The organism is Paenibacillus marchantiae, from assembly GCF_028771845.1.
Taxonomy (GTDB): domain Bacteria; phylum Bacillota; class Bacilli; order Paenibacillales; family Paenibacillaceae; genus Paenibacillus; species Paenibacillus marchantiae.
This window is the reverse complement of sequence record NZ_CP118270.1, coordinates 474,198-487,508: the sequence shown is the minus strand read 5'-3', so window position 1 is coordinate 487,508 and position 13,311 is coordinate 474,198. Positions and strand designations below refer to the sequence as shown.

Below are 13,311 nucleotides of genomic sequence, written 5' to 3'. Positions count from 1 at the left end.
GGTGAATGTGATGACAGATACACAGCAGCAGAACAGTAAGCCGGATAAGACGAAAGTCAAGAAGAAGAAGAGTGGATGGCGCATCGCAAGATGGTTTTTGGTTCCGGTCCTGCTTGTTCTTGCCCTCGCTGGCGGATTGGTGGCTGGCTACGTGGTACTGGGCAAACAGGATATCGGTTCCGTATTGCAGTGGAGTACATGGGAACATGTATATGATTTGGTGTTCGCTCCGTAGATGAACGATATATGCAAAACTCCTGCGCAGGCAGGAGTTTTCTTTTTGGCGTTGAAAACAGTATAATGATGGATGACGTTTGACGTCAAAAGAGGCCTCCCCTGCGAAAGACATTCGTCATCGCGAAGAGAGACCCCTTATCTCAACCTTCACTACTGCAGTCATGAAGGATATAACTAGTGTTAACCGAAAATATGCTTTTCATACAACATTAAAATTAAAAACCTTTTATATGAGGCCCGACTTGATCATAATCAGATTTCCCATGTCCGCACTAAAGTCAGTGGAGGGAACGGAATCGTTTGAAAGAAGCGAAGCGCTCGCCTTTGTTTCCGAATGTTATCCATCTGAAAATAGTTCAGAAACATTCGGAAACAACAGCGATCGAAAGAACGATCCGTAACCGTAACGGTCACCTGTGCGCACATGAGAACTTTATGATGGAGAATTCTCATATAAACATCCCGAGAGGAGATTATACTGTGCTCGATATCAAACAGATCCAAGAGATTATCCCACACCGTCCCCCGTTTCTTTTGGTGGACAAGATTTTAGAGATAGAGGATGGCAAACGTGCCGTTGGTTTGAAAAATGTAACCATTAATGAACCTTTCTTCATTGGTCATTTTCCAGAGTATCCGGTAATGCCGGGTGTGTTGATTACAGAAGCTCTGGCACAGGTTGGTGCAGTAGCTATTCTTAATTTGGAAGGCAATAAAGGCAAAATCGGCTTTTTGGCGGGACTGGACAATTTTCGATTCCGTGGACAAGTTGTGCCTGGAGATACGTTGATGCTGGAAGTGGAAATTACGCGTCTCAAAGGTTCAATTGGTAAAGGCAAGGCTACAGCCAAAGTGGGCGACAAAGTGGTAGCTGAAGGCGAAATCATGTTCGCACTGTCTGACCCAAGCTAAGGATTGTATAGTTCAGCATTTAATTGAATTTTATATAGAAGGAAGGGGTTTGCAGGAATGGAACAGTTAAGCACAACAGCAGCACAAACATTGCAGCAGTGGTTGGAGGATGCTTCGATTGATGAAGCGACGAAACAGGAGCTTCGTGATTTGCAGGATCAGCCGAAAGAGCTGGAGGATCGTTTTTACAGAAATCTAGAGTTTGGTACAGGTGGATTGCGTGGTGTGATCGGAGCGGGAAGCAACCGGATGAACCGTTATACCGTGGGTCGTGCAACGCAAGGGTTTGCCCGTTATTTGCTGGAGCAGCATGGTGACAAAGAAGGTAAACCTTCTGTTGTGATCGCGCATGATTCCCGTCATTTCTCACCTGAGTTCACACTGGATGCTGCCTTGGTTCTGGCTGGAAATGGCATTGTGGCTAAGTTGTTTACATCCCTGCGTCCTACGCCTCAGCTTTCCTTCAGTGTACGTCATCTGCAAGCAACCGGCGGTATTGTGGTGACGGCGAGTCATAATCCTCCTGAATACAATGGCTACAAAGTGTACAACCATGAGGGTGGCCAACTGGTACCACACGAAGCAGAGAAAGTCATTCAATACATTCAGGAAGTTCCTTCCCTCGCGGATGTGAAAAAGCTGACGCAGGAAGAAGCCGAAGCTCAAGGGTTGCTCGTATGGCTTGGGGAAGAGGAAGATCAGGCATTTGTTGATACCGTTGCCAGCCTAAGTCTCAGTCGTGACCTGATTCAATCCGGCGTCGGCCGTGATTTCAAAATCGTCTTCACTCCACTGCACGGAACAGGTAATGTGCCTGTACGTCGTGTGTTGGAACAGATCGGTTTTGAGCAGGTTCACATTGTCGCAGAACAAGAACAGCCTGATGCTGAATTTTCCACAGTGAAATCCCCTAACCCTGAAGAGCGCGAAGCATTTACGCTTGCAATGAAGCTGGGTGAATCTGTGGGTGCGGACATTCTGATCGGTACAGATCCGGATGCAGACCGCATGGGTGCAGTAGTGAAAGATAAGGATGGCAAGTATTTCGTACTGTCGGGTAACCAATCCGGAGCGATCATGGTGCATTATGTGTTGAGTCGTTTGCAAGAGACAGGTAAGCTGCCGAAGAACAGTGCAGTTGTCAAAACGATTGTAACAAGCGAGATGGGAGCGGTCATTGCTGAGCATTACGGTGCAGAAGTGATGAACACCCTGACAGGCTTTAAATATATCGGTGAAAAAATGAACCAGTTCGAAGCAACCGGCAGTCATACGTTCTTGTTCGGTTATGAGGAGAGCTACGGTTACCTGGCAGGCAGCTACGCACGTGACAAGGATGCAGTCCTGGCTGCAATGCTAATTGCTGAAGCAGCTGCTTATTATAAAAACCAAGGCAAAACGCTCTATGATGTCCTGCAAGAGCTGTACAGCCAATTCGGATATTTCCTGGAGAAGCTGGAGTCCCGTACGCTGAAAGGCAAGGATGGCGTAGCTCAAATTCAGGCGAAAATGACCGACTGGCGTTCTAATCCGCCACAAGAAGTAGCCGGCATCGCTGTACAAGATGTGCTGGATTACTCCCTTGGCTTGGATGGCTTGCCTAAAGAGAACGTTCTAAAATTTATTTTGGCAGACGGATCATGGTTCTGCCTGCGTCCTTCGGGAACAGAACCGAAGATCAAAGTATACTTCGCTGTGCGCGGAGAGAACTTGGAAGACGCCGAAAGCCGTATTGAGCGTTTGGCTACTACGGTGATGACGCGTGTAGACGCACAATAAATACGAATGCAGTACTGAGCAAGAACATGAGAAAGCCTCTCCGCACCGTAAGGTTGGTTGGCGGAGGGGCTTTTCTTTTAGGTAAAAAGGGTAAATGTCTACTTCTATTTTGGATGAATTGCGGATAGATGCACGTTTGTTGACACAAGCTGTTTGTATCCGGTATTTATTCACTATTTTGCAATGAAAATCATGAGCTGAACGTGCATTTGGTTCCAACACTTGAGGAGGTACATGTAGTGCGTCAAAAATGGCTTTATTGGAATACCGCTTCACGGAAGTGGCTGTGGATTGTTGTCATTATCGGTTTGATTGCTTCCATCCCTGTCATCAGTGATCGGGTGCAGACCGAATCTTCCGCCAAAAAGGTGGAGCTTGTCTTCAATTATCGGGGGCTATTGGATATCTCGGCTTATCAGGCCCATCCGCAAGACTTCATGAACGAACAACTGACTCGTTTGAAAGACGCCGGAGTGACAACCATGGCGGTGTTCGAAAGTACACTGGATGAGTTGAAGAAGTCTCGCCGTCTGATGATATATAACGGGCAGGACCTTGCTAACATGACCAAAAATGTCATTCCTGCTAACGATAATTACACGTATGTGCTGTTCACAAATGAGGAAAATGCACAAACGTATACCCCTATCATTGAACAAACGTTCGCCGATCGGGAGATTCCTGTGCTTCCATGGGAATATGAAGGTCGTAGCGGCTTAATATTGCAGACTCCACCGGAGAACGCCAACATGCAGCCTTTGCAACCAGATCCGGTTGCCGTGAAGATGCTGCGTGATAAAGGATTTTACATTTTGCCACGGATCTCAGACAGTGTGCCTTATAATCAGGAATCCATGGAACGCCTGCTTACCTTCTTCGAAGAGAATGGGGTAAAGCGCATCTTGTTTGATGGTGATGCTGTGAAAGGGTACAATGATAATGCAGAGATGAAGAGTATCGATATGTTTGCCCAGTTGCTGAACAAGCACCATATTGGACTGGCAGCTATTGAGAATTTGAAGAAACCACAATCCGGTTTTGAGACTCTCTCATATAAAATTGACTACAATGTAACTCGTCTGTACTCCTTAAGTGACGGGGATGCCAATCTGGATGTAGACACCATTGCTGACCGTTTTGTTTTGGCTACTAAAGACCGCAACATTCGTATGATCTATATGAATGCTTCGCCAAGTCGGAATACGGCCAAAGCCATGATCACCAATCCAATTGATAATCTGATCAATAGTTTGGGTGAGCCAGGTCATGCGATTGAACGTATGGGTAAACACGGCTTCGAACTCGGACAAGCTGAAGCGTTCACGGTTAAGGATTCTTCCATTCAGCGTTATGCTAAGCTGGTTGCCTTGATTGGTGCAATCGCAATGATTACGCTTATGGTTTCATATTTTGTACCACTGCTGACATTGCTGGTATTTGCACTGGCTCTGGTGGGTAGTGCCGGGTTATTCTTGCTCAAACCGACGTTGCTGGAGCAAGGAATTGCATTACTGGTAGCCATTAGTGCGCCAACCATTGCGATGGTGCTGGCGGTTCGTACAGTGAACTATCAGCAACAGCGTCAGCCAGACGCGCCTGCGGGGCGTCGACTGGCACAAACGTTATTCTTATATGTAAGAACATCGATTCTGTCGTTCCTGGCGGTGCCTTTTGTCATCGCATTGCTGAACAGCATTACGTACAGTCTGGTTATCAACCAGTTCCGAGGCGTTAGCCTGTTGCACTTTGCACCTATGGCGCTGGTAGCGATATATATTGTGTTTTACCGTGGTTCGGGTACGTTCTCCATTAAACAAATTAAGGATATTCTTCGTACACCGATTAACGTATTGATGGTTGTGTTGGCACTGGTTGCTGCTGTGGTTGGATACTATTATTTGAGCCGTACAGGCAACTCGGGTTCGGTTACACCGTTCGAGATGTTCCTACGTACAACGCTGGAAGATACATTCGGCGTGCGGCCAAGATTCAAAGAATTTATGCTGGGACACCCGCTGTTTATCGTTGGCGTGTTCGCCGCTTTAAAATATCGTAAAGTCATCTTTGTGCTCATTATTGCAGCAATTGGACAATTGTCCATGGTGGATACGTTCGCGCATATCCATACGCCAGCTGTATTGTCACTCATTCGTGGAGTGATGGGATTGGGACTTGGCTTAATCTTCGGTATCGTTGCTGTGGGTGTGTGGCAAGTAGCGGAAGGATGTTGGAAAAAATGGTCACCACTTCTCAAAAGTTAGTCATCTCGGGGTATTACGGATTCCGCAACAGCGGAGACGAAGCGGTACTAAAGTCAATTTTGACGGCGCTGGAAGAGGAGAGTCACAGATCGAATGTCACGATTGAGCCGATTGTGCTCTCCGGTGACCCGGAGTCGACCACTTTAATGTACGGTGTACGTTCAGTACATCGGATGAAGTTGAAGGAGGTTCGCGAAGCGATCAAGGAAAGTGATGGTTTAATTAGTGGGGGAGGAAGTCTGCTGCAGGATGCAACCGGACTGAAATCCATCCCTTACTACCTGGGGGTCATCAAACTGGCCCAGTGGTTGAAAAAACCAACATTTATTTATGCGCAGGGCATTGGACCTGTAAATCGCAAAATGTTCAATCCGATGATTCGTTCGGTCTTTAAGGCTTGCAACTATGTATCTGTACGTGATGAACAATCCGCTGAATACTTACGTGGGCTCGGATTGCAGTGGAATCAGATTCATGTGGTCCCTGACCCGGTGATGGGTCTGCCACTGCCTGAAGCCAATGCGGAAGAAGTAAGTTCAGTCGCGGTTAATGCTCAAGGAGCAAGCGTTCATAACAAACTCCCTGTGATCGGCGTTTCGGTACGTTTCTGGGAGTCGGATCGTAAAGAGCTTACAGCGATTGCTGCTGGACTTAAGAAGCTTTGCTCCAAAAAAGCCGTTCACTTGCGCTTTATGCCATTTCACTTACCGATTGATGAGCAGGCTTCAAGGTTTGTCATGGAAATGCTCGGTGACCTCGGTAACAACGGTAGCGAAGTAAGCATTACCAAGGATCTCACAGATCCGCAGCTGATGCTGCAGGAAGTCAGCAATTGTGATGTCGTTATCGGCATGCGTCTGCACAGTCTAATCTATGCAGCTTCGCAGTATGTTCCACCCGTTGGTATCTCGTATGATCCGAAGATTGATCAATTCATGCTGCGTCTGGATAGTGAAACCGTGGGCAGTACGGATGCGCTGGATGGGGATAAACTGGCGAAGACGGTGGCTAACCTGTTGGATCAGCGTTCACAGTGGCTGAAGGAACATGAAGAAGGCATCACCGAATTGAAGCAGGAAGCCAAAGTGCCTGCTCAGCAAATTATTAAATATTTAGGCCGCAAAGGGTGAAATAAGATGAATCAGACCGGACCAATACCTACCGTTTCAATCTATGGTATTCCTTTTTCCAAACTAACGATGAAAGAAACGGTGGACGTTCTTCGCGAAGCTGTGCTCACGAAGCAGCCGCACCAAGTCATCACAGCCAATCCCATCATGGTCATGGCCGCGCTGGAGAATCCAACGATGATGAAGGTTATGCAATCTGCAGAAATGATTGTTCCCGATGGAACAGGTGTTGTATGGGCTGCCAATTATTGTGGGGAGCCTGTGGCAGAGCGGGTGCCTGGATTTGATCTTTTACATGAATTGCTGCGTGTTGGAGAAAACTATCGGTGGGGCGTGTATCTGCTCGGTTCCACACCTGAGGTGATTCAAGAAACGGCAGTTCGGTTACAAGAGCAATATCCGGCGATTCGAATTGTAGGTTATCGCGACGGTTATTTTGGTCCGGCTGAGGACGAGCAGGTTGTCGCTTCCATCCGTGAAGCTGCACCTGATCTGCTGTTTGTTGCACGTGGGGCAGACACGCAGGAACCGTGGATTCACAAGTACAAAGATGCGCTTCAAGTTCCCGTTACCATGGGGGTTGGAGGCAGCTTTGATGTGATTTCGGGCAAATCCAAACGTGCACCTAAAGTGTTCCAAAAGTTAAGACTGGAATGGTTTTATCGTCTGCTTCGCGAACCTAGTCGGGCTGGCCGAATGCTTGCGCTTCCGAAATTCGCTGTCAAAGTGATGCGGGACAAAGAAAACGTGACTAAAGTCCGTTAAAATTAGGCTATTACGCGTAAAATGAACGTTTTTGCTAAAAATTGAGGTTGGCATTTCGCCTGTGATCAGCGTATAATTCATTCCGGATTACATGTGTGCCACTCAAATAAAAACTTTTAGTTGCACATGGCCACTCCGATGTCAGAATAACCTTTTGATCGCTGTTATCCCTGGATTTCTTTTATCAACCTTTCTAAGGTTGAAATCTCGTGATAAAGGCGAACGCTTCGCTTCTACAGGTTATTTCTGCCCTCTCCGTTCTGGTGCAAATGGTATTTTTATTAAAAGTGACGAACAATAATTTATATATAAAAAGAGATCAGGGGATTTATAATTTCTTACAGGTATTATAATTGGGGGTCGAATGTTCAAATGGTAGCGATCTTTATCATTGGATTTATCGTGTCAATGGGACTGGCTCTTGCCCTGACACCACTTGTCAAAAAGTTCGCAGTCAGAATCGGAGCAATGGATACACCGAATGCACGTAAAGTGCACACTCGGATTATGCCACGTCTTGGTGGTCTAGGGATTTTCCTGGCCTTTATCATTACGGTTGCTGCCCTGCTTCCTTTTGTGTCAGCATGGTTTACGACAAGAGATATGAGCTTTGTCAGTGCTTTTCTGATTGGTGGATCGATCATCGTACTGATTGGTGCATTGGATGACCGTTTTGAACTGTCAGCCAAAGTGAAACTGCTCGGACAAATTGTTGCTGCTGCTGTAGTCGTATTCGGATTCAATATCCGTGTAGACTTCGTCAATATTCCTTTTCAGGATGCTTACTCTTCACTGGAAGCTTGGGTGTCCATTCCGCTGACGATTCTCTGGATTGTTGGTGTAACGAACGCGATTAACCTGATTGATGGTCTAGATGGTTTGGCTGCCGGTGTATCCGGTATTGCCATTGGTACCATTGCCGTGATGTCCTTCCTGATGGGTAACATGATGATTGCCTTGATGTGTCTTGTACTGCTTGGTAGTATTGTTGGATTCTTGTTCTTCAACTTCCACCCGGCCAAGATCTTCATGGGGGATACGGGATCTCTATTCCTTGGTTTCTCTCTGGCAATGCTGTCCATGCTTGGATTCAAACAAATTGCTGTCGTGTCCTTCATTACACCGTTGATCATTATTGGTGTGCCGCTCTCGGATACCTTCTTCGCGATCATTCGTCGTGCGGTACAACGGAAACCGATTTTCTCACCGGATAAAGGTCACTTGCATCACTGCTTGCGTGAGCTTGGATTCAGTCACCGTCAGACAGTGCTGATCATCTACGGTATTGCCGCTTTCTTCGGTGTACTGGCGATTATCCAATCTTCCGCTGCGATGTTCGAAGCCAACTGGGTGACGTTCGTCGTGATCTGTATCATGATGTTCTTCCTCCAAGTCGGAGCAGAAGTCATCGGACTTGTTAGCAAAACCAGAAGGCCGGTCATTAACTTCCTGATGCGTATGCGCGTCAAGTTGAACCCGGAGACCCGCTCGAAATCCTAAATAGAAACGCTCGTTTACTGATCTTATTGAATATTCTTTCAACCCAAACCTTGTCCTTCTTGGACAAGGTTTTTTGTTTATTTTGCTGTTTTTACTAAATAATTGGAACCTTTCGGCCGATATATAACGGTAACTGACTTAAAAAGAGGAGAGATGATACGTAATGCAACAAAAGAAACGGCCGTTGGCATGGATCATGTTGGTCGCTATGGTGTTCTCATTGTTCCCGCAGAGTTTACTCAGTGGTAACGTTGCATCCGCTGCGGAGGCTTTGACTACTTATTTTACACCAGATAACACTTCCATCAGTAAAACAGCGGAACTCAATCTGGAGGATTCGGACAATGCGAAGTTTTTGACACGAGCATTGGCTTATCAAACGACTTCAGGGACAATTTCCATAACAGGTGCATATGCTTTCGTATCCAAAGATACGATGCGTGTAAAGGTTGAGCAGCTCAACTCCGTGCCAGTAACAGCGGGAAGTACCAAAATGAAATGGGAAGCAGATGCGACCCGTTCCAATACTACTGCAGTTACTGCAAGTACAAGTGGAAATAGTAAATTCACTGCGAATAACCTTACATTATTTCCGGGATTCAACCGGGTTACGTTTTATGGTAATCAGGGTGCGGTAGAACGTTCAGATACATTCTATGTACTCTATGATCAGGTGCCTTATATTCAAGATTTTAAAATTTTCACAGATCCGAGCAGTGGCTCTAACACATCTTATAGTCTGAATGAAGGATCGCAAACTGTAGTGAACACACAATTCGTATCTGTACAAGGTAAAGTGCAGAATGCGTCCAAAGTTACGGTTTCCCTTAATGGTAGTGTGGAACTGGATTCCTCTTTGTTACAAAATGGAACTTTTTTTACACCGCAATTAAAGTTGAATGCAGGGCTAAATAATCTGAAATTCACAATTGCCAATGGCTCAGACTCTGTTATCACGGAGCGTGCCGTTTACTATTTTGATAAAAATCAACCGTTCTCAACACTCAATGTAATTTTAAGCTCTAACGAGAACAAATCTGTCCTTGATGCCACACCTACATTCTCTACGGCAGCTACGAGTGCTCAGCTTGAAGTGCAATTGATTTTGCCATACAGCGCAAGTAATAGCACGTTCAAGGAGGTGGGAACGTTCAGTGCAAACGGCACACCTATGACATTTAACGATGTCAAAGAGACGATTATTCCAGGGCCTGACGGTACCACACCGGAATACCGTTTGGTAACGTTCAAGACGGATAATTCATATAATTTACAACCTAGCGCAACGGTACCAACGGAAACTGCCAAGAATCAGACGGTCGAAGTGGCTGTAGTATACGGCAATTTTAGCGCGGGGTATAAAGGCAAATTTACACATGCTCCAAATGTGAAGGCCATTACTAATATGTACTATCTTCCTGATTTTGACGGTGGAGCGGTTACAAATAAAGTAGCATTAAATAATGCACAGATTGAAAAAGAAAGCTTCTATATCCTGGTAGAATCCAGTCAAGACATTGGTACGGAAGTACCGACCGGAGAGTATCTTCCTACAGGTACCAACAAGGTGAATATTTCATTGCCAACTCAGGACAAGGTGGCAACAGGCCTTACGAGTAAACAAGCAGTGTATCTCGTTAAAAATTTGGCTAACGGTACCCAGCAAATTCGTTTCTACTACGGAACTCCAGATCCATCTTATGAAGTGACCGTATCCTATGCTTCTAAAAGTTATATTTATGTAGCTAACCTTTATGATGGACAGACGTACTCCTTCAATTCAAGAATAACTCATAAACTTAAAATTGATGGTGAATTTATTGGGTTTAGTACATTAGGGTCCAACCAATTTGTTGCTCAACTACTTGTGAATGGATTAAATAAGACAGTTGATGGTTTTCCAGGAACGAATGGTAAGTTTTCCTTTGAACTTGATATAGCCAAAGATGGGCCACTTGTTTATGGGGAAAACACCATTACCATTATTGGTACAGACCAGGACGGTGCTGGTAAAACGAAAGTTGTTGAAAAGAAACTGAGAATTTATATCTCGGACAGCAATGTATCCAACATCGATAAATTTATGCCAACCCTTGTTCCAACAGACGCTCGACAGGAATTCTCTAACGCTGATGTTAGTCAATATACTGCAGAGGAAATGAATAAGATTTTCAATGTTACACCTGATTTCATTATCAGAGATGGCAAGTATGTAACGAGTGAAGAGAGATACGATCTGGTGTTCAAGGGTGGGGGAGCTCAAGTAGCCAACCTGTATTCCGGGTCTAAATTGATCTTTACGTATAATCCGATTCCGGGTACAGATACACGAGATATTGGGCAACAAACTGCAGATGGGCATATTTTCGATTTTGCAGGGAATCAGGATGAATTCATGATCCGTATTCGAAACTATGTGTTTGATGCACCAGGAAGTCATGTCTACACGTTGGAGTTGATTAACGGAACAGGTGCGAGAACAACACAACGTCTTGAAATTGTAAGAGAGCCATCCTCATACCGTATACTGTCTCCTGTTGCAACTGTGGGAGAACAGATCGTTGTGAACAAAAACTTTGTGCACTTTGATATTGAAGCTGAGGGTGCGACTCAAGTTTTAATCAATAAAGAGCCTGCAACGAAACGTGCAGACATGAATGACCGTTTCGTCCTTGACTATGTAGGACTGAAACAGGATAAAAGTAATGCAATCAAAATTCAAATAATCAGAGATGGCAGTACAATTAATGATACGGTTAATGTATTCTACACAGGTACAGTGACGACAGATACACAGTACATGGCACCTAAGGTTTCCAATAAATATTCAGTATTTAACAAAAAACTTGAATTGTCGTTTCCTAAAGGAACCGTATTGCAATCAGCTGCCAAATCAAGCAGTGGGGTAGTTAAGTTTTACCCAGATAACAAGCTTCTTTTTGGTATTGCTGATCCCAAAGATGGCGTACTTGAACGGAAGAATGATTATGGCTTCGTAATAGGGCAAGCTGATCCTCGCAGCACAGGAGGATTAACTCCCATTACTGTTCCAACCATCTTGACAGAGTTGTTTAATTCTAACTTGAATACAAGTAACTTTACACCCATCTCGGATACCTACTGGATTAGTGGGGGGATAGGGGAACTGGGCGATAAAGGTACAACTGGTTATAAACCAGGAACGAACGGTGTTACGCCATACTCGCTGGAAGGAAGCTTTACACAGTTCCCAACAGAACGTATTCTGGTACCATCAACCCGTGGATCTCTGACCCTTGCCTATGATCCAACTATTGTAGACGAAGTAGGATCGACCATTACAGTATTTAGATACACAGACAACACGAGAAGAGGCGAGTGGATTCCTGTTGGCGGTGTCGTGGATACTAACAAACACACGATTACCGTTTCCTTTGATGAATTTGGTTATTACAAGGTTATGAAACAAAGTAAAAGTTATCAGGATATCACCAATCATCCTTGGGCCAGAAATCTACTAAATGCTTTGTATTCCAAAGGAATTATGAACAATCTTCGTTTCAATGCATTTGGTGCAGATGACCAGACTACCCGTGGGGAGTTCGCAACCCTGCTCGTTAAAGGTTTGGATATCCCATTAAACTATACAAGTACTCAAACCTTCACAGACGTTTCTCCTACAACTAAGAGTGATACGTGGGATTATGCCTCCATTGAGACAGCAGCCAGAGCAGGCATTATAACAGGTTTGAGCGACGGATATTTTGGGGTGGAAGACTCCATTACACGTGAACAGGCAGCGGTAATGATTGCGCGTGCAATGAGCAGCAAGTTGGCAGCTAATGACAGTAAATTGGCTGCAGCTTTATCAAAATCATTCCAGGACTCGCGCTTGATAGAATATTATGCTAGACCATCAGTACAGGCAATAACCAAGGCAAAAATTATGGAGGGTAGTCCTGTAACTATTGCAGGATCTACAAAACCGTTATATCAGTTCAATCCAAAAGGGAATCTGACTAGAGCCGAAGCAGCCAAAATTGCTGTAGAACTGCTCAAGAAAAGTACGAAGTTATTCCCTAAAACCTTAAGCTAATCGTAAGTCTTTAACATTTTTTAGGAAGGACCTGTCCATTTTCCTAAAAGGGATGGGTTCTTTTTATGGCTATCAAGTAGTTGGCAAAGAACACTATTTATAATAGAAGGAAACTGTTTATTACCAATAACTATTTTTGTAATTTGCTAGAGATTAAGATACAATAACGGTAAATACACAATGATCTAGAGGGTGAAGTTAGCTAATGAAACCGATTTATTCCAAGGCCCAACTGGGCTACATGAAAGCAAAGACACAGTTCGAGAAGCAGGCAGTCATTCTGGAGAAAAAGATAGACGATACACGCAAGACGCAGGAAGTATCCCAAGAAGTGATGGAAGGACTCGTACAGAGCACTGGCTTCCATGATGCTTATAACCAATTGGTCGTAGCTGAGAATGAATTGATTGAATGGTCTCACACCACCATGAAGCATGAGAAGACGTACCGGGAAAACAGACAGCCAATTGATGATATGTATTTGAGATTAAACAGTGATCCGAAGATGCGTGCTCAAATTATCGATCTTGCGATGAAAATTCGCTAAGTTATAGAACCAGAACTGCACGAAAGGCATTCCATATGGAATGCCTTTTATTTATTTTTAAAAATTAGAAGAATATGTCGCTTCATGGAGCGAGTTAACGGGTAT

General features: G+C 44.7%; 9 protein-coding genes. All 9 read left to right on the top strand.

Annotated features, from left to right (window positions below; translation table 11 throughout):
* Window positions 1-10: 10 nt before the first annotated feature.
* The 9 genes from PTQ21_RS02370 to PTQ21_RS02330 all read left to right on the top strand — a co-directional run bounded on the left by PTQ21_RS02370 (window position 11) and on the right by PTQ21_RS02330 (window position 13,206).
* Window positions 11-235, top strand: a complete 225-nt coding sequence (locus tag PTQ21_RS02370) for a DNA-directed RNA polymerase subunit beta (RefSeq protein ID WP_024632706.1) — start codon at window positions 11-13, stop codon at window positions 233-235.
* A 482-nt stretch (window positions 236-717) separates the two neighbouring features.
* On the top strand, window positions 718-1,149 hold the full coding sequence (gene fabZ / locus PTQ21_RS02365; RefSeq protein ID WP_064641900.1) for a 3-hydroxyacyl-ACP dehydratase FabZ: 432 nt from the start codon (window positions 718-720) through the stop codon (window positions 1,147-1,149).
* A 57-nt stretch (window positions 1,150-1,206) separates the two neighbouring features.
* Window positions 1,207-2,928 carry a phospho-sugar mutase gene (locus PTQ21_RS02360; RefSeq protein WP_163758053.1) on the top strand — a complete coding sequence of 574 codons (1,722 nt, stop codon included), beginning with the start codon at window positions 1,207-1,209 and terminating at the stop codon, window positions 2,926-2,928.
* 239 nt (window positions 2,929-3,167) lie between these two features.
* Complete coding sequence (locus tag PTQ21_RS02355; protein WP_274568681.1) at window positions 3,168-5,189, top strand: DUF5693 family protein; 2,022 nt, start codon at window positions 3,168-3,170, stop codon at window positions 5,187-5,189.
* Window positions 5,165-6,319 carry a polysaccharide pyruvyl transferase CsaB gene (gene csaB, locus PTQ21_RS02350; protein WP_274568680.1) on the top strand — a complete coding sequence of 385 codons (1,155 nt, stop codon included), beginning with the start codon at window positions 5,165-5,167 and terminating at the stop codon, window positions 6,317-6,319. Before PTQ21_RS02355 ends, csaB begins: the two co-directional genes overlap by 25 nt.
* Before the next feature lie 6 nt (window positions 6,320-6,325).
* The gene (locus tag PTQ21_RS02345) at window positions 6,326-7,084 is read left to right on the top strand and encodes a WecB/TagA/CpsF family glycosyltransferase (protein ID WP_274568678.1); all 759 of its coding nucleotides are present in this window, start codon (window positions 6,326-6,328) and stop codon (window positions 7,082-7,084) included.
* A gap of 372 nt (window positions 7,085-7,456) precedes the next feature.
* Window positions 7,457-8,584 carry a glycosyltransferase family 4 protein gene (locus PTQ21_RS02340; protein ID WP_072733618.1) on the top strand — a complete coding sequence of 376 codons (1,128 nt, stop codon included), beginning with the start codon at window positions 7,457-7,459 and terminating at the stop codon, window positions 8,582-8,584.
* 163 nt (window positions 8,585-8,747) lie between these two features.
* Window positions 8,748-12,659, top strand: a complete 3,912-nt coding sequence (locus PTQ21_RS02335) for an S-layer homology domain-containing protein (protein WP_274568677.1) — start codon at window positions 8,748-8,750, stop codon at window positions 12,657-12,659.
* 205 nt (window positions 12,660-12,864) lie between these two features.
* Window positions 12,865-13,206, top strand: a complete 342-nt coding sequence (locus PTQ21_RS02330; RefSeq protein ID WP_274568676.1) for a hypothetical protein — start codon at window positions 12,865-12,867, stop codon at window positions 13,204-13,206.
* The last annotated feature ends 105 nt before the right edge of the window (window positions 13,207-13,311 follow it).